General features: G+C 67.8%; 19 protein-coding genes. 11 read left to right on the forward strand and 8 right to left on the reverse strand.

Annotated features, from left to right (window positions below):
• Positions 1-46: 46 nt before the first annotated feature.
• From rdgB to rph, 3 genes are read right to left on the reverse strand one after another with little or no spacing between them, the layout of a single operon-like run.
• Positions 47-694 carry an RdgB/HAM1 family non-canonical purine NTP pyrophosphatase gene (rdgB, locus tag E6C48_RS05480; RefSeq protein WP_136354830.1) on the reverse strand — a complete coding sequence of 216 codons (648 nt, stop codon included), beginning with the start codon at positions 692-694 and terminating at the stop codon, positions 47-49.
• Between the two features lies 1 nt (position 695).
• Positions 696-1,124 carry a VOC family protein gene (locus E6C48_RS05485; RefSeq protein ID WP_136354832.1) on the reverse strand — a complete coding sequence of 143 codons (429 nt, stop codon included), beginning with the start codon at positions 1,122-1,124 and terminating at the stop codon, positions 696-698.
• Between the two features lie 10 nt (positions 1,125-1,134).
• Complete coding sequence (gene rph / locus E6C48_RS05490; protein ID WP_136354834.1) at positions 1,135-1,851, reverse strand: ribonuclease PH; 717 nt, start codon at positions 1,849-1,851, stop codon at positions 1,135-1,137.
• 149 nt (positions 1,852-2,000) lie between these two features.
• On the opposite strand from rph, the gene hrcA reads away from it, so the two are divergent.
• Positions 2,001-3,086 (forward strand): heat-inducible transcriptional repressor HrcA, encoded by a 1,086-nt coding sequence (gene hrcA, locus E6C48_RS05495; RefSeq protein WP_136354836.1) that lies wholly within the window; start codon positions 2,001-2,003, stop codon positions 3,084-3,086.
• 33 nt (positions 3,087-3,119) lie between these two features.
• Positions 3,120-3,305, forward strand: a complete 186-nt coding sequence (locus tag E6C48_RS05500; protein WP_136354838.1) for a hypothetical protein — start codon at positions 3,120-3,122, stop codon at positions 3,303-3,305.
• Between the two features lie 104 nt (positions 3,306-3,409).
• Here E6C48_RS05500 and E6C48_RS22480 read toward each other — a convergent pair whose 3' ends face one another.
• The gene (locus E6C48_RS22480; RefSeq protein WP_168734454.1) at positions 3,410-3,580 is read right to left on the reverse strand and encodes a hypothetical protein; all 171 of its coding nucleotides are present in this window, start codon (positions 3,578-3,580) and stop codon (positions 3,410-3,412) included.
• A 253-nt stretch (positions 3,581-3,833) separates the two neighbouring features.
• Here E6C48_RS22480 and E6C48_RS05505 point away from each other — a divergent pair, with 253 nt between their 5' ends.
• The 3 genes from E6C48_RS05505 to E6C48_RS05515 all read left to right on the forward strand — a co-directional run bounded on the left by E6C48_RS05505 (position 3,834) and on the right by E6C48_RS05515 (position 7,320).
• Entirely contained in the window at positions 3,834-5,162 is a 1,329-nt protein-coding gene (locus tag E6C48_RS05505) for a PQQ-dependent sugar dehydrogenase (RefSeq protein ID WP_136354840.1), read from the forward strand.
• Positions 5,163-5,334: 172 nt separating this feature from the next.
• Positions 5,335-6,315, forward strand: coding sequence for a cysteine synthase A (gene cysK, locus E6C48_RS05510; RefSeq protein WP_136354842.1), 981 nt, complete (start codon positions 5,335-5,337; stop codon positions 6,313-6,315).
• A 378-nt stretch (positions 6,316-6,693) separates the two neighbouring features.
• Positions 6,694-7,320, forward strand: coding sequence for a glutathione S-transferase family protein (locus tag E6C48_RS05515; protein WP_136354844.1), 627 nt, complete (start codon positions 6,694-6,696; stop codon positions 7,318-7,320).
• Positions 7,321-7,520: 200 nt separating this feature from the next.
• Here E6C48_RS05515 and E6C48_RS05520 read toward each other — a convergent pair whose 3' ends face one another.
• Positions 7,521-8,777, reverse strand: coding sequence for an RNA polymerase sigma factor (locus tag E6C48_RS05520; protein ID WP_136354846.1), 1,257 nt, complete (start codon positions 8,775-8,777; stop codon positions 7,521-7,523).
• Between the two features lie 10 nt (positions 8,778-8,787).
• A complete protein-coding gene (locus E6C48_RS05525) occupies positions 8,788-9,150 on the reverse strand; it encodes a YciI family protein (RefSeq protein WP_136354848.1) in 363 nt (120 codons plus the stop codon).
• A 266-nt stretch (positions 9,151-9,416) separates the two neighbouring features.
• Between E6C48_RS05525 and E6C48_RS05530 the strand changes: the two genes are divergently transcribed.
• The 3 genes from E6C48_RS05530 to E6C48_RS05540 all read left to right on the forward strand — a co-directional run bounded on the left by E6C48_RS05530 (position 9,417) and on the right by E6C48_RS05540 (position 13,115).
• Positions 9,417-10,373: a TAXI family TRAP transporter solute-binding subunit gene (locus E6C48_RS05530; RefSeq protein ID WP_136354850.1), complete on the forward strand. Its 957-nt coding sequence runs from the start codon at positions 9,417-9,419 to the stop codon at positions 10,371-10,373.
• Positions 10,374-10,647: 274 nt separating this feature from the next.
• On the forward strand, positions 10,648-12,750 hold the full coding sequence (locus E6C48_RS05535; RefSeq protein ID WP_136354852.1) for a TRAP transporter permease: 2,103 nt from the start codon (positions 10,648-10,650) through the stop codon (positions 12,748-12,750).
• Positions 12,747-13,115, forward strand: coding sequence for a DUF1850 domain-containing protein (locus tag E6C48_RS05540; protein ID WP_136354854.1), 369 nt, complete (start codon positions 12,747-12,749; stop codon positions 13,113-13,115). Before E6C48_RS05535 ends, E6C48_RS05540 begins: the two co-directional genes overlap by 4 nt.
• Before the next feature lie 4 nt (positions 13,116-13,119).
• Here the strand turns inward: E6C48_RS05540 and E6C48_RS05545 are convergent, their stop codons facing one another.
• Both E6C48_RS05545 and E6C48_RS05550 read right to left on the reverse strand, forming a co-directional pair.
• A complete protein-coding gene (locus E6C48_RS05545; protein ID WP_136354856.1) occupies positions 13,120-13,266 on the reverse strand; it encodes a hypothetical protein in 147 nt (48 codons plus the stop codon).
• Between the two features lie 203 nt (positions 13,267-13,469).
• A complete protein-coding gene (locus E6C48_RS05550) occupies positions 13,470-14,150 on the reverse strand; it encodes an ArsR/SmtB family transcription factor (protein WP_136355024.1) in 681 nt (226 codons plus the stop codon).
• A gap of 80 nt (positions 14,151-14,230) precedes the next feature.
• On the opposite strand from E6C48_RS05550, the gene E6C48_RS05555 reads away from it, so the two are divergent.
• From E6C48_RS05555 to E6C48_RS05565, 3 genes are all read left to right on the forward strand, one after another.
• Complete coding sequence (locus tag E6C48_RS05555) at positions 14,231-14,434, forward strand: DUF1127 domain-containing protein (RefSeq protein ID WP_136354858.1); 204 nt, start codon at positions 14,231-14,233, stop codon at positions 14,432-14,434.
• Between the two features lie 70 nt (positions 14,435-14,504).
• Positions 14,505-14,837 (forward strand): NIPSNAP family protein, encoded by a 333-nt coding sequence (locus E6C48_RS05560; protein ID WP_136354860.1) that lies wholly within the window; start codon positions 14,505-14,507, stop codon positions 14,835-14,837.
• Positions 14,834-15,178, forward strand: a complete 345-nt coding sequence (locus tag E6C48_RS05565) for an antibiotic biosynthesis monooxygenase family protein (RefSeq protein WP_136354862.1) — start codon at positions 14,834-14,836, stop codon at positions 15,176-15,178. Before E6C48_RS05560 ends, E6C48_RS05565 begins: the two co-directional genes overlap by 4 nt.
• Positions 15,179-15,181: the final 3 nt, after the last annotated feature.

Raw genomic sequence — 15,181 nt, forward strand, 5'->3', positions numbered from 1 at the left:
AAGGGTGAGGGGCGGCGCTGATGATGGCCGTTTATGCCGGGGCGCATCAAATCTGTCCCAGCCGCGCCTCGGCGAATTTCTTGAAGGCCCGCGCCCGGTGCGACAGCGCTTCAGCGTCGCCCGGCTTCCAGCCATGCTTCTCCTCGGCCGACATCTCGCCGAACGTCTTGTCATAGCCGTTGGGCAGGAACACCGGGTCGTAGCCGAAGCCGAGGTCGCCGCGCGGCGGCCAGACAAGCCGGCCCTCCACCTCGCCGCGATAATATTCCGCCTCTCCGTCGGGGAAGGCCAGGCAGATGACGGCGACGAAGCGGCCGGTGCGCTGCGCCGGCTCGGTCGCGCCGACCTCCTGCAGGGCGACCTCGGTGCGCTGCATGGCCATGCCGAAATCGCGCCCGCCCTCGGGCTTTTCCGCCCAGTTGGCGGTGTAGACGCCGGGCGCACCGTCGAGCGCGTCCACGCACAGGCCCGAATCGTCGGACATGGCGGGCAGGCCCGTCACCACGGCCGCCGCGTGAGCCTTGATGTAGGCGTTCTCCTCGAAGGTCGTGCCGGTTTCGTCCGGTTCCGGCAGGCCGTACTCCTTGGCCGACTTCGCCTCCAGCCCGAAGGGGCCGAGCAGGTCCGCGAACTCGCGCAGCTTGCCGGCGTTGTGGCTGGCGACGACGATCTTCTTGTCCGTCAGGGCGTGCATTCTAGAGGTTCCAGATTTTCGGTTCGGCGAATTCCAGCGAGTTGCCGGACGGGTCGCGGAAATAGATCGAGCGGCCGCCCCGTTCCTGCCCCGGTTTGGGCGGCCAGATGAAATCGGCCTCGATGGCGACGCCCTTGCCCGTCAGATGGGCCTTCCAGCGCTCGATGTCATCGCCGGAAGCGGCAAAGCACAGATGCCCTTGCCCATTGGCGCCGTGCGGCGGCACCGGCAGCTTCGCGCCGGGCGGGGGCGGCTCCCGCGTCGCTTCGGCGACGAACAGCAGAAGCACGCCTTGGCCGCAGCGGAAGAACGCATGCCGGCCTTCCACTTTCGCAATCCGCTCAAGGCCGAGGACTTCGGCATAGAAGTTCTCGGCCGCGTCAAGGTCGGTGACGTAGAGCGCCGATTCGAGGATGGCGGAAGGTTGCATCTGCGCCCCGTCAGTCCACCGCCATCTTCTGCAAATCCACCAGCCGCGAAATACCGCGCTTGGCCAATCCCATCAGGGCGGAAAACTGTTCCTCCGAGAACGGTTCGCCCTCGGCCGTGCCCTGGATCTCGACGATGCCGCCCTTGCCGGTCATGACGAAGTTGGCGTCGGTGCCGGCCGACGAATCCTCCAGGTAGTCGAGGTCGATCACCGGCTGGCCGTCGTGGATGCCGCAGGAGATCGCCGCGACATGGTCCTTCAGCACCTTGTCGACCTTCACCATCTGGCGCGCCTCCATCCAGCGCAGGCAGTCGTAGAGCGCCACCCAGCCGCCGGTGATGGAGGCGGTGCGGGTGCCGCCGTCGGCCTGCAGGACGTCGCAGTCCACCGTGATCTGCACCTCGCCCAGCGCAGCCAAGTCGACCACGGCGCGCAAGGAGCGGCCGATCAGGCGCTGGATCTCCAGCGTGCGGCCGCTCTGCTTGCCGGCGGAGGCCTCGCGGCGCATGCGGTCGCCGGTTGAGCGCGGCAGCATGCCGTATTCGGCCGTCACCCAGCCCTTCCCGGAATTGCGCATCCAGCCCGGCACCCGTTCCTCCAGGCTCGCCGTGCAAAGCACATGCGTGTCGCCGAACTTCACCAGGCATGAGCCCTCCGCATGCTTGGAGACGCCGCGCTCGAAGGAGATGGCGCGCATTTCGTCGTTCTGGCGCTTGGAGGGACGCATTCGGGCTCGCTTTCATGGATTTTGAATCGTGCCGGGCTTTTAGCCCCGGCAGGCGTGGCGTGCAAAGGAAAACGCCCTGTCCCGGACGGGACACGTCCTTGCGTCGGCGCCGTTCCCGTCTATATCCTTGAACCGGAGGTTTTGCCCGCATGACCCGGCCGATCACCGACGCGACCGTGCAGTCGCCCACTTTGCAGACGCTCGACATGCGCTCGCGCGACATCTTCCGGCGCATCGTCGATTCCTACCTGCGCGACGGCGAGCCCGTCGGTTCGCGCTCGCTCTCGCGCATCCTGCCGTCGTCGCTGTCGCCGGCGACGGTGCGCAACGTCATGAGCGACCTCGAACATCTCGGCCTCATCTACGCGCCGCACGTCTCGGCCGGCCGCCTGCCGACACAGGCGGGCCTGCGCTTCTTCGTCGATGCCTTCATGGAACTGGGCGACCTTGCGGAAGAGGAGCGCCGCGCCATCGAGGCGCAGATGAAGGCGTCGGGCGAGGGGACGAGCCTAGAACACATGCTGACCGAGGCCAGCCAGTTGCTGTCGGGCATGTCGCGCGGCGCGGGGCTGGTGCTCACCGCCAAGAGCGAGGCCGCGCTCAAGCACATCGAGTTCATCCAGCTGGAGCCGACCAAGGCGCTGGCGGTGCTGGTGTCGCAGAACGGCGACGTCGAGAACCGCATCATCGAGCTGCCGGCCGGCATCACCGTCTCGCAGCTGCACGAAGCCTCCAACTTCCTCAACGCCCACATCCGCGGCCGCACGCTGGCAGAGGCGCGCGCCGAGATCGAGCGGCGCAAACAGGAAACCCGCGCCGCCCTCGACACGCTGTCGCAGGACCTCGTGGAAAAGGGCCTGGCGATGTGGGCGGGCGCCGAAAGCGGCCTGCCGTCGCGCCTCATCGTGCGCGGCCGCGCCAACCTTTTGGAAAACGTCTCGGCGCAGGCCGACATGGAACTCTTGAAACACCTGTTCGAGGACCTGGAGACGCAGGACGGCCTCGTCCAGCTTCTCGACCTCGCCGAGCAGGGCTCGGGCGTGCGCATCTTCATCGGCTCGGAGAACAAGCTGTTTTCGCTGTCGGGCTCCTCGCTGGTGGTGGCGCCCTATCGCGACAAGGATGCGCGCGTCATCGGCGCGCTCGGCGTCATCGGCCCGACCCGGCTGAACTACGCCCGCATCGTGCCGATGGTGGACTATACCGCGCAGCTCATATCGCGCATGCTGCGCTGAGCGGACGGCGGCAACGACCGACAGGAGGGAGCCATGGCGTTCGAATCGATCAAGGCCGAAATCGACCTTCTTCTCGCCAGCATGGTGAACCAGCCCGAGGATGCCCGCGAGATCCGCGAGCAGGTGCGCGAGAAGCTGAACGAGCTGCGCGCGCTCGGCCTGCCGCTGCCGGCCGACCTGGTGAGGCTCGAGAGCCAGCTCGACGCCGAACTCGGCTGAGGATCTGTCCGGCAAACCCATTTTTGGCGGCCACCCGACGGCGTTGTCCGCGCTTCCGTTACCTGCGGCCCGGATCGAGACCTGACTGGCCGCGACGCGGCTTCCTACTGCTGATTGGGATTGGAAGGCTGAACCGGCTTGTCTTCCGGTATCGGCACGTTGTCATCGGGGATGGGCTGGCAATCCCGTCCGTCGCAGTCGGTCGCCTCGCCGGGTGCCGGCGGATCGCAGTCGCGGCCCTGGCAGGTCTCGGCCGGCTTCGTGTTGTCCTGCATGCAGTCCTGCCCCGTGCAGCTTTGCGCGGGCACGTTTCCGGCCAAGGCCCCGGCCGCCGTGAAGAGCAACGCCGAGGCGACCGCGATGACTGGAAAGGCGGTGCTTGGTCGCATGGCTCAAGCAGACGCCGCACTTGTTGCCGATGCAAGGCGAACCATATGGCAAGGTAAAGGCGGGGTTGCCGGCGGCTGTGCGTCGTCGGCTCGAGGTTGCGTGGAGGAGACGGCATTGGCGGAACAGGCAAGAACCGGAATGCGCGGCTTTTTCCTGGGCGGAGCGGTCTTGCTGGCCTGTGCCGGCACGGTCGCCGCCCAGGACCCGTCCGCACCCCTTGAGGGAGCAAAGGCTTTCGGCGGCTGGCACGACGACCGGCCCGGCCTGTGGCGCGACATCGCTCCCGGCGACCTGCCGAAGCCCTACGCCACCGATTCGGCCTCCAACGGCGCCGACCGGGCGCGGGAACCGAAGGGCGAAGGCCCGCAGCTGCCGCCAGGCTTTTCGGCCGAGCGTATCGCGTCGGGAATCCGCAATCCGCGCGCCGTCCGGGTCGCGCCGAACGGCGACCTGTTCGTCGCCGACAGCCGCGCCGGCCAGGTGCGCAGCTACCGGCTGGGCAAGGACGGCAAGGTGGCGGAGGAAGGCATCTTCGCCAAGGGGCTCGCCCGGCCCTACGGCATCGCCTTCCATCCGGCGGACAACCCGCAATGGGTCTATGTTGCTGAGACCGGCGGCGTCGTGCGTTTCCCCTATCATAGCGGCGAGCTGAAGGCGTCCGGCAAGGCCGAGACGGTCGTCGACGACCTGCCGACCGGCGGCCACTGGACCCGCGACATCGCCTTTTCGCCCGATGGCGCCACGCTCTACGTCTCCGTCGGCTCGGATTCGAATGCCGCCGAGGGCATGGGCAAGGCGCCTGCCGGCTGGATCGACGGGCAGGCTCCGGGCGCCGCGTGGGGCTCGGAGGAGGGCCGCGCCGAAGTCCGCGCCTACGATCCCGACGGCAAGAACGGCCGTGTCGTCGCGACCGGCCTGCGCAACTGTTCGGGCATGACCGTGCAGCCGGCCACCGGCGCGCTGTGGTGCGTCGTCAACGAGCGCGACGGGCTGGGCGACAACGTGCCCTTCGAATACGCGACGACGGTGCAGGACGGCGCCTTCTACGGCTGGCCCTGGTACTATATCGGCGATCACCAGGACCCGCGCCATGTCGGCGCGCGGCCGGACCTCGCCGGCAAGGCGACGGTGCCGGACGTGCTCATCCAGGCGCATTCGGCGCCGCTCGGCATCGCCTTCTACGAGGGCGACCGGTTCCCGGCCGAATACAAGGGCGACGCCTTCGTCGCGCTGCACGGTTCGTGGAACCGCGGCACGCGCACCGGATACAAGGTCGTGCGGCTGAAATTCGAGGATGGCCGGCCGACCGGCGCCTATCAGGATTTCATGACCGGCTTCGTCCTGTCGGATGCCGAGGTGTGGGGTCGCCCGGTCGGTGTCGCGGTGGCCAAGGACGGCGCGCTGATCGTCACGGAGGACGGGTCCGGCACGATCTGGCGCGTCGCCTATGACGGCGCAAGGCCATAGTGGAAAACCATGAAGCGCAATCGCAATCCTGATCTTCGTCGCTCGGGAGAATTTTATTCCAGCCGCACACGGCCTTTGCAACGCCGCCCACTCGGCTATTCTGGCGTGCCGGCCTATCTTCCATGATGAAAAATCCTATCTTGCCTTTCACGAATCTCAGGGAGCCAGACGCATGACCAAGCCCGACCCGTCCGCGCGCGTGCCCGGCCGCGGCCGCATCTTCGCCTCGATCACCGAGACGATCGGCGACACGCCGCTGGTCAGGCTGGAGAAGTTCGCGAAGGAAAAGGGCATCGTCGCCGACCTGCTCGCCAAGCTGGAGTTCTTCAACCCCATCGCCTCGGTCAAGGACCGCATCGGCGTGGCGATGATCGAGGCGCTGGAGGCGGAGGGCCGCATCGTGCCCGGCCGCACCACGCTGGTCGAGCCGACGTCCGGAAACACCGGCATCGCGCTCGCCTTCGCCGCCGCCGCCAAGGGCTACAAGCTGATCCTGACCATGCCCGAGACGATGTCGTCGGAGCGGCGCAAGATGCTTCTGCTGCTCGGCGCCGAACTGGTGTTGACCGAGGGGCCGAAGGGCATGAAGGGCGCCATCGCCAAGGCGGAGGAACTTGTCGCCAGGCTGCCGGACGCCGTTATTCCCCAGCAGTTCGAGAACCCCGCCAATCCCGAAGTCCATCGCCGCACCACGGCGGAGGAGATCTGGAACGACACGCAGAGCGCCGTCGACATCCTCGTCGCCGGCATCGGCACCGGCGGCACCATCACCGGCGTCGGCCAGGTGCTGAAAAAGCGCAAACCCTCGGTGCAGGTCGTGGCGGTGGAGCCGGAAGCCTCCGCCATCCTGTCGGGCGGCCAGCCCGGCCCGCACAAGATCCAGGGCCTCGGCGCCGGCTTCGCGCCGAAGGTGCTCGACACTTCCGTCTACGACGAGATCGTTACCGTCTCCAACGAAGATGCCGTCGCCAACGCCCGCCTTGTCGCGCGGCTGGAAGGCGTGCCGGTGGGCATTTCCTCGGGTGCGGCGTTGCAGGCGGCAGCAGTCGTCGGCGCGCGGCCGGAAAACAGGGGCAAGACGATGGTCGTCGTCATCCCCTCCTTCGCCGAGCGCTACCTGTCGACCGTCCTGTTCGACGGGTTGGGGAACTGAGGCGGGCGTTGGGATGGCTCCTCACCTTTGAGGCGGAGCTATTGCAAATAAGGCTCCCCCTCTCCGTCTTGCTTCGCAAGCCACTCTCTCCCCGTTCCGGGTGGAGAGGATAGGATGACTGCAAGGCTTGGCGCCCATCCTCTCCCCTCACGAAGTGGGGGAGAGGTGGCTCGGCGAAGCCGAGACGGAGAGGGGGGGCACGTCGTAGCCGATAGATCTCCTACGGGGGAGGGGCCAGACTCCAGATTAGCAAAAACCCATCGCCCTTGTCCGGCTCGTGCTGCTGGCCCTCACGAAAAACCGTCTGGCGCGGCTTGAGCGCGGCGGCGGTTGCGGGCACATCCTCCTGTCTCGCGATACGGCGAGGGGAGGATTCGCATGTACAAGCTCTATACGCGGCCCGGCTCCGGCGGTTTCGTCGTCGAGGCCGCGCTGAAGATCGCCGGCGCCCCGTTCGACCTGATCGACGTGAAGAAGACGCCGGACCCGGCGCCGGACTTCCTCGCCATCAGCCCGATGAACCAGGTGCCGGTGCTGGTCCTGCCCGACGGCAATGCCGTGACCGAGACGGCGGCGATGTGCATCCTTCTGGCCGAGCGGCATCCCGGCGCCGGCCTCGGCCCCGTCGCCGGCGAGGCGGGCCGCGCCGATTTCCTGCGCTGGATGGCGTTCATGGCCGCCGCGCTCTATCCGGCCGACCTGCGCTATTTCTATGCCCACCGCTACACCACCGATGCCGGCGGCATCGAGGCGGTCAAGCAGGCCGCGCTGGCCGAGATGGACCGCGAGATCGGCATCCTCGACCGCGCTCTGGAAGGCCGCGACTGGCTCGCCGCCGGCCGGCGCACGCTGGCCGATCTCTATATGCTCATGCTGGTGTGCTGGTATCCGGATGCTGGCAAGACGCGGACCGCCTGGCCCAATGTCGAGCGGGTCTCAGCGACCCTGCGCGCCGATCCGCTGCTGGCCGAACTCAACGTCCGCCACGAGATGTGGGCTGACTGAGAGGAGCTGCCGCTCGCCGGTGATGACCCCCACCCCTAACCCCTCCCCGCAAGGGGGAGGGGGACTTGGGGCGCGGCAGCTTCCCCTCCCCCTTGCGGGGAGGGGTTAGGGGTGGGGGTATGCGACGGCGGAAATGCGGCGCACTTCCATGCCCCCGTTCACAGGCGGACGAGCACCGATAGCCGGCACGACCACCGGCACTACACGGTCCCTCGGTCCAGTGCGTCGCGTTCGGCCAGCAGGAAGCGGCGCACGGCCTCGTCGCGCTCCAGCCCGATGGCGCGGTCATAGGCGGCCGCCGCCTGCTCGCGGTCGCCAAGCTGCGCCGCGAGGTCGGCGCGCGCCGCCCAGAACGGCTGGTAGTCGGCCAGCCGCGGATCGCCTATCGCCTCCAGCGCGTCGAGGCCGGCGCGTGGGCCGTCGAGCCGGGCGACCGCGACCGCGCGGTTGATGGCCGCCACCGGCGAGCCGGTCAGCTTGAGCAGCGCCTCGTAGAGCGTGGCGAGCGCCGGCCAGTCCGTCCCGCCCGTCGTGCGGCTGCGGCGCGCTGAATGCACGGCCTGTATGGCGGCCTCCAGCCTGTAGCGGCCGAGCCCTTCCATCGCCGAGGCGACGACCAGCAGCCGCTCGGCCTCGTCGATCATCGCGTGGTCCCACAGGCCCGTGTCCTGTGCGGCCAGCGGCATGTAGGCGCCGTCGGGACCGCGCCGGGCCGCCCGCCGCGCTTCGGCGAACAGCATCAGCGAAAGCAGGCCGAGCGCTTCCGGTTCGTTAGGCAGCAGCGACGCCGTCAGGCGGCCGAGCCAAAGGCCTTCCGAGGCAAGGTTGCGCCGCCGCGTTTCGGTGCCGGCGGCGTCCAGCCAGCCTTCGGCGAAGGCGGCGTAGATCGCCTCCAGCACGGCGGTGAGCCGCCCGGCCAGTTCCTGCCGCTCCGGGATGCGGAACGGAATGCCCGCCTGCCTGATGCGCGCCTTGGCGCGCACCAGCCGCTGCGCCATCGTGGCGGGCGAGACGAGGAAGGCCGAGGCGATTGCCGCCGCGTCGAAGCCGAGGATGGTCTGCAGCATCAGCGGCGCGCGCATGGCCGGATCGATCGCCGGGTGGGCGCAGGCGAACAGCAGCCTCAGCCGTTCGTCCGGGATCTCCTGTTCGGCCATGCCGGCCTCCAATTCCTCGGCGATCAGCGCCAGGTGGTCCTGGCCGGCCTCGCGGGTGAGCCGGCGGCGCACGGCGTCGATGCCGCGCCGCCGCGCCACGGCAAGCAGCCAGGCTTCGGGGCGGTCCGGCACGCCGTCGCGCGGCCAGCGCTCGAGTGCGGCGGCAAAGGCATCCGCCAGCACGTCCTCGGCGCCGGCGACGTCGCGCGTGCGCGCCGCCAGGAAGGCAACCAGCTTGCCGTAGCTTTGCCGGGCGGCGGCCTCGGCGGCCGCCCGCGCGCTGGCGGCTTCGGCGGCCACCGGGATGCGCCTACTGCGCCTTCCAGATCGGCCGCACCTCGACCGCCCTGTTCTGCGCGGCGGGGCAGCGGGCGGCCCACTGGATGGCGGCGTCGAGGTCTTGCGCCTCGATGATGTAATAGCCGCCGAGCTGTTCCTTGGTGTCGGCGAACGGCCCGTCGAGCACTTCGGTCCTGTCGCCCAGCATGCGCACCCGCGTGGTCGAGGACGACGGCGCCAGCCGGTCGCCGGCCACCCAGGCGCCCGCCTTCTTCAGCGCTTCGTTGTAGGCCATGAAGGGCTGGCCCATCTCGTAGGCCTTGTCGGGCGAGGCGGTCGGCGCGGCGGCAGCCATGGCGGCTTCGTCGACATGGATGAGAAGCATGTATTGCATCGTCGTGTTCCTTCCCTTTCGCGACCGCATCGGTGCGGACACAAGGATGTCGCGCAGCGGACGGCGATTTCGACAGCCGCGGCAAAAATTTCCACGGATTCTTTGCGCCCGGCCGCCGCGGCGCGCAAGCGCTGTGGGCCGCCTGTCTTCGACCTCAAGTCGCCTGTCGCCGATTGCGGGTTGGCAATTTCGCTCCGCTGCTTAAAGTGTCGCCTCCGGGTTGAGGGAGGGTGACCCGGCAAGGCAACCCAGGGAGGAATGAACTGATGCTCCATGTCCGCAAGATCGTCGCCGTCGGCACGATGGCGCTTTCGCTCGGTCTCGGCTCGCTGTCGGCGAAGGCCGACGAATTCATCAACGTGCTGACCGGCGGCACGTCCGGCGTGTACTATCCGCTCGGCGTCGCGCTGTCGGAGATCTACGGCAAGAACATCCCCGGCGCTCATGCGCAGGTGCAGGCCACCAAGGCTTCGGTGGAGAACCTGAACCTCTTGCAGCAGGGCAAGGGCGAGATCGCCTTCGCGCTCGGCGATTCGGTCAAGCTGGCTGCCGAGGGCAACGAGGAGGCCGGCTTCCCCGGCAAGCTGGACAAGCTGCGCGGCATCGCCGCCATCTATCCGAACTATATCCAGATCGTCGCCTCCAAGGAGTCCGGCATCAAGACGCTGGCCGACCTGAAGGGCAAGAGCCTGTCGGTCGGCGCGCCGGCTTCCGGTACGGAGCTCAACGCGCGTGCCATCTTCGCCGCCGCCGGCCTGAAGTACGAGGACCTCGGCAAGGTCGAGTACCTGCCGTTCGGCGATTCGGTCGAACTGATGAAGAACCGCCAGCTCGACGCGACGCTGCAATCGTCCGGCCTCGGCGTCGCCTCGATCCGCGACCTCGCCACCTCGGTGCCGATCAACATCGTCGCCGTGCCCGCCGAGGATGTCGCCAAGATCGGCGCGCCCTATATCGCCGCGGTCATTCCGAAAGGGACCTACGAGGGCCAGGACGAGGACGTGCAGACCGCCGCCGTCGGCAATTTCCTTGTCAGTCACTCCGGCGTTTCCGACGAGACGGCCTACCAGATGACCAAGCTGCTGTTCGAGCACCTCGACCAGCTCGTCGCCGCCCACGCCGCCGCCAAGGGCATCGATCCGGCCAAGGCCATTGAAGGCATGCCGATCCCGCTGCATCCGGGCGCCGAGCGCTATTACAAGGAAAAAGGCCTGATCAAGTAGGCGCTTTTGGTTTGGGGCAAGGTCGTCGCCTATGGCGTTCCCCCTCTCCGTCTTGCTTCGCAAGCCACCTCTCCCCCACTTCGTGAGGGGAGAGGATGGGCGCCAGGCTTTGCGGCAGGCGTATCCTCTCCATCCGGAACGGGGGGAGAGGTGGCTCGGCGAAGCCGAGACGGAGAGGGGGCGCTCTTGATGTGATCCATCCGGCCCCGCTCCGCTCGGCACCTTCCCTTCAAGGGGCAGGGGCGATGTTCCCGATTTCCATGAGAGACAGCCCATGACCGACGCCGCCTCCCAGCCCGAAACCATCCACATCCCCGTCGTCGAGGAGCAGGTGGAAGGCCTGCCGCCCGGTTTCGGCGACGGCCTCGCCGGCAAGGTCGCCTTCCTCATCGCCGTGGCCTTCTCGCTGTTCCAGCTTTATGTGGCGGCCTACGGCGCGATCCCCAGCCCGATCGTGCGCGCGATGCACGTCGGCTTCCTCTTGCTGCTCGGCTTCGCCCTGGTCGCCAACCTCACCATCCGCAGCGTGGCCGGCAAGGCGTTCTACTGGCTATGCGGCATCGCCGGCTTCGCCACCGGCCTCTATCACTGGATCTTCTATGTCGACCTGATCCGCCGCTCCGGCTTCCTGACGACGCAGGACCTCGTCGTCGGCGTGCTTTTGATCGTGCTGGTGTTCGAGGCGACGCGCCGCCTGATGGGCCTGCCGCTGGCCATCGTCGCCTTCCTGTTCCTGCTCTACTGCTTCGTCGGCAACCACCTGCCGCCGCCGTTCATCCATCGCGGCTACGACTTCGCCCAGATCGTCGACACCTTCGCCTTCGGCGTGGAAGGCATCTACGGCACGCCGGTCTATGTCTCGGCCGCATACATCTTCATCTTCGTCGTCTTCGCCGCCTTCCTCGAACGCGCCGGCATGATCGCCCTGTTCAACGATTTCGCGCTCGGGCTGGTCGGCTCCTGGCGCGGCGGGCCGGCGCAGGTCTGCGTGCTCTCCTCGGCACTGATGGGCACCATCTCCGGCTCCGGCGTCGCCAACGTCGTGGCGTCGGGCCAGTTCACCATTCCGCTGATGAAGCGCTTCGGCTTCCGCTCCGCCTTCGCCGGCGCCGTCGAGGCGACCTCTTCGATGGGCGGGCAGATCATGCCGCCGGTGATGGGCGCCGTCGCCTTCATCATGGCCGAGACGCTCAACATCTCCTATGCCGAGGTGGTCAAGGCCGCCATCATCCCGGCCGCCCTCTATTTCGGCGCCTGCTTCTGGCAGGTGCATCTGGAGGCCGGCAAGGCGGGGTTGGCGGGCATGGACAAGGCCTCGCTGCCCAACCCGTGGGCGGCGGTGCGCCAGCACTGGCCGCTGGTGCTGCCGCTATGCGCGCTGATCTACCTGCTGTTCGCCGGCTACACGCCGATCTTCGCCGGCACCATGGGCCTGGCGCTGACCATCGTGCTCATCCTCGGCACGCCGCTGGCGGCCCTCATCGGCCCGCTCGCCTTCCGCATCGTTTTCTGGATCGCGCTGGGGCTCGCCGCGGCCTCCTTCATGAAATACGGCGTCAACCTTCTGGTCTTCGTCATCGCCGCCCTGCTGGTCGCCTGCCTCTTGTTCAAGGGCGGCCGCGAGACGGTGCAGATCTGCATCGACTCGCTGGCCGAAGGCGCCAAGAACGCGCTGCCGGTCGGCATCGCCTGCGCCATCGTCGGCATCGTCATCGGCACGCTGACGCTCACCGGCATCGCCTCCACCTTCGTCGGCTGGATCATTTCCATCGGTGAGAACAACCTGTTCCTGTCGCTGGTGCTGACCATGCTGACCTGCCTGGTGCTGGGCATGGGCATCCCCACCATCCCGAACTACATCATCACCTCCTCGCTCGCCGGCCCGGCGCTGCTGTCGCTCGGCGTGCCGCTGCTCGTCAGCCACATGTTCGTCTTCTATTTCGGCATCATGGCGGACTTGACCCCGCCGGTGGCGCTGGCCGCCTTCGCCGCCGCCCCGATGGCCAAGGAGTCTGCGATGAAGATCGGCGTCCAGGCGACCAAGCTCGCCATCGCCGGCTACGTCGTGCCCTTCATGGCCGTCTACACGCCGGCGCTGATGCTGCAGGACCCCGGCCCCATCGCCGCCGCCTACGGCTATCCGGTCGAGGTGACCTACATCGTCGCCAAGGCCTGCATGGGCATCCTTCTGTGGGGCGCGGCCGCCGTCGGCTTCCTGTTCGCCCGCATCGCCTGGTGGGAACGGCTGCTTGCCTTTGCCGCCGGCATCCTTTTGGTCGCCGCCATCCCGCTCACCGACGAGATCGGCTGGGCGCTGGCGGTCCTGTGGATCGGTTGGCACTGGTGGCGCACGCGCCAGACGGCTGCGGTGGCGTGAGCATCTGCATCCTCGCCGCCGGCAAGGTGACGGTGCTGGCGGGCGCCGCCTTCACACTCGCCTGGACGCATTCGGTGGAAAGGACGCGCTGGGAGGAACACTGGAAGGTGACGCCGGCCGGCCTCCAGGTGGTCGAGGCGCGCATCCAGGGCTCCGGCGCCGGGATGGACCCGCCGGAGGAGTCGGTGTTCAGGGATGGCTGGTGGGTCTACGCGCCGAAGGTCGGGCCGCAGCCGCGGCTCCTGCTCGCCGCCTCAGGGGCGACCGGCGGTGGCTGGACGCTGTGTGCGGAAGGTCGTTGCGCGGTGATCGGCGCCCGGCCGGCAGATCCGGCTGTCGTGACGGCTTGTGAGGGTCAACGATAGGATTTCAGTGAGCGCCGAAGCCCAGCGTGTGCGAGCGGCGCGCGCAGGCCGGACCGGGGCCGCGCATGTAGTAGCGCTCCGGCCGGTAGGTCGGCGCGACGAATTCGCGGATGGCGGCAACATAGAAGGCAATGTGCTTCAGGATACGCATTTTTTACACCAGTCCCTGTCCCGGTTTTCGGAGTCCCTTCCGAATGGGAAACATCGTAGCTCGAAGTGGTGAATCCCTCGTGAATACGAGGTTAATTTTCGCCCGGAAATCAGGCACTTCGTGGCGGGATTGCGGCTAACTGGCGGTCTTTCCGTGGGCGCGGCGACAAGCGTTTCCGTTGTGGTTTTTGCGCCACAGGGACGTCATGCCAAAAATGTCCGCTCGAACGCCGTCCTGCCCTTCGGCGAGAAAGCGACGACGCGGCTGTCCTTCTCGCGCCGAGCCCATTTCTCGGCGAGGATCCTGTCGAGGATCGCGGCCCCCAGCGCGCCGGCCAGATGCGAGCGGCGCACGCTCCAGTCGAGGCAGTCGCGGCAGACCGGCCGGCGTGATGTGCCGAGGTTTGCCGTGTCGATGCCGCGCATGGCGAAATAGGAGGCTCCCAGCGGCCCCAGCGTCACCGTCCGCCCGTCGCGCACGATGACGCCGCGCTCGACGAAACCGTCCATCATCTTCACCGCATGCTCGCCGGCCAGATGGTCGTAGCAGACGCGCGCCTCGCGCATGGTCGCCTCGCGCGGACCGGGCCGGACCCGCTTCGGCCCGACGCTGGCGGCCACGCCCATGATCGCTTCCAGCATCGCCGCGACCTGCGGTCCCGACAGCGCGTAGTAGCGGTGGCGGCCCTCGCTCGCCACGGAAAGCAGTCCGCCGTCCATCAGCTTGGCCAGATGCGAGCTGGCCGTCGGCAGCGTCACGCCGGCTTCCAGCGCCAGTTCGCTCGCCGTCAGTGCCGCGCCGGTCATCAGCGCCGTCAGCATGTTGGCGCGCGCCGGGTCGCCGACAAGACTGGCGATGAGAGCGATGTTCGGTCCGTCCTGCAATCCTTCAGGCATAGTTTGATCTCCATCGAAGCGTGATTGACACGAAATCACTATTCTGTCCGCAGATCAAGGAGACAACGATGCCAGACATTTTCACCATCGCTTTCGTCGATGCCGCCGCCCGCCGCTCCGCCATCCATCGTCTGTTTTCCGAACTGGCATCGTGGCATCGCCGCCATCGGCAGCGGCTCGACCTGGTTGAACTCGACGACCATCTGCTCGCCGACATCGGCGTGACGCCGCACGAAGCCAGGCATGAAAGCGCCAAACCCTTCTGGCGCTGAGCGCCATTCTGGCAGCTTGCTGCGACGAACGCTTCGATCGCGGTCGAACTATCAATCGAGGAGAAAGAGAATGACCGTCACCTGCTTCATCCGCTACGAGATCGACCCCTTCGGCAGGCAAGCCTTCGAGGAATATGCCCGCAACTGGGGGCAGGCGATCCCGCGCTGCGGAGCCGATCTGATCGGCTATTTCGCGCCGCACGAGGGCTCGGCCACCACCGCCTACGGCGTCTACAACATCGAGAACCTCGCCGCCTACGAGGCCTATCGGGCGCGGCTGGCGGCCGATCCGGCCGGCAAGGCGAACTACGAATTCGCGCGCCGTGAGAAATTCATCCTCAAGGAGGACCGCATTTTCCTGAAACTCGCCTCGGTGCCGCACGGCAAGGTGATCCAGCCATGATCGCGGTCATCTTCGAGGTCGAACCCGCCGATGGCGAGCGTGATACCTATCTCGGCATTGCCGCCGGGTTGAAACCGCTGCTCGAAACGATGGACGGCTTCATCTCGGTCGAGCGCTTCCAGAGCCTTGCCGACCCGGCGCGCGTGCTCTCACTGTCGTTCTGGCGCGACGAGGAGGCGGTCAAGGGCTGGCGCAACACCGAGGAGCACCGGCAGGCGCAGCAGGCCGGGCGCGGCGGCGTCTTCGCCGGCTACCGGCTGCGCATCGCCCATGTCGTGCGCGACTACGGCATGACGGAACGCGCCGAGGCACCGACCGACAGCCGCGCCCTGCACGGCTGAGCC

Source organism: Ollibium composti (genome assembly GCF_004801285.1).
Taxonomy (GTDB): Bacteria; Pseudomonadota; Alphaproteobacteria; order Rhizobiales; family Rhizobiaceae; genus Mesorhizobium; species Mesorhizobium composti.

Excerpts from the sequence above, each read along its gene's own strand:
- E6C48_RS05505 (WP_136354840.1), top strand. The coding sequence starts at position 3,834 with ATGCGCGGCTTTTTCCTGGGCGGAGCGGTCTTGCTGGCCTGTGCCGGC.
- cysK (WP_136354842.1), top strand. The coding sequence starts at position 5,335 with ATGACCAAGCCCGACCCGTCCGCGCGCGTGCCCGGCCGCGGCCGCATC.
- E6C48_RS05535 (WP_136354852.1), top strand. The coding sequence starts at position 10,648 with ATGACCGACGCCGCCTCCCAGCCCGAAACCATCCACATCCCCGTCGTC.
- E6C48_RS22480 (WP_168734454.1), bottom strand. The coding sequence starts at position 3,580 with ATGCAGGACAACACGAAGCCGGCCGAGACCTGCCAGGGCCGCGACTGC.
- rdgB (WP_136354830.1), bottom strand. The coding sequence starts at position 694 with ATGCACGCCCTGACGGACAAGAAGATCGTCGTCGCCAGCCACAACGCC.
- E6C48_RS05525 (WP_136354848.1), bottom strand. The coding sequence starts at position 9,150 with ATGCAATACATGCTTCTCATCCATGTCGACGAAGCCGCCATGGCTGCC.
- E6C48_RS05485 (WP_136354832.1), bottom strand. The coding sequence starts at position 1,124 with ATGCAACCTTCCGCCATCCTCGAATCGGCGCTCTACGTCACCGACCTT.
- E6C48_RS05500 (WP_136354838.1), top strand. The coding sequence starts at position 3,120 with ATGGCGTTCGAATCGATCAAGGCCGAAATCGACCTTCTTCTCGCCAGC.
- rph (WP_136354834.1), bottom strand. The coding sequence starts at position 1,851 with ATGCGTCCCTCCAAGCGCCAGAACGACGAAATGCGCGCCATCTCCTTC.
- E6C48_RS05530 (WP_136354850.1), top strand. The coding sequence starts at position 9,417 with ATGCTCCATGTCCGCAAGATCGTCGCCGTCGGCACGATGGCGCTTTCG.
- E6C48_RS05565 (WP_136354862.1), top strand. The coding sequence starts at position 14,834 with ATGATCGCGGTCATCTTCGAGGTCGAACCCGCCGATGGCGAGCGTGAT.
- E6C48_RS05560 (WP_136354860.1), top strand. The coding sequence starts at position 14,505 with ATGACCGTCACCTGCTTCATCCGCTACGAGATCGACCCCTTCGGCAGG.
- E6C48_RS05555 (WP_136354858.1), top strand. The coding sequence starts at position 14,231 with ATGCCAGACATTTTCACCATCGCTTTCGTCGATGCCGCCGCCCGCCGC.
- E6C48_RS05515 (WP_136354844.1), top strand. The coding sequence starts at position 6,694 with ATGTACAAGCTCTATACGCGGCCCGGCTCCGGCGGTTTCGTCGTCGAG.
- hrcA (WP_136354836.1), top strand. The coding sequence starts at position 2,001 with ATGACCCGGCCGATCACCGACGCGACCGTGCAGTCGCCCACTTTGCAG.
- E6C48_RS05545 (WP_136354856.1), bottom strand. The coding sequence starts at position 13,266 with ATGCGTATCCTGAAGCACATTGCCTTCTATGTTGCCGCCATCCGCGAA.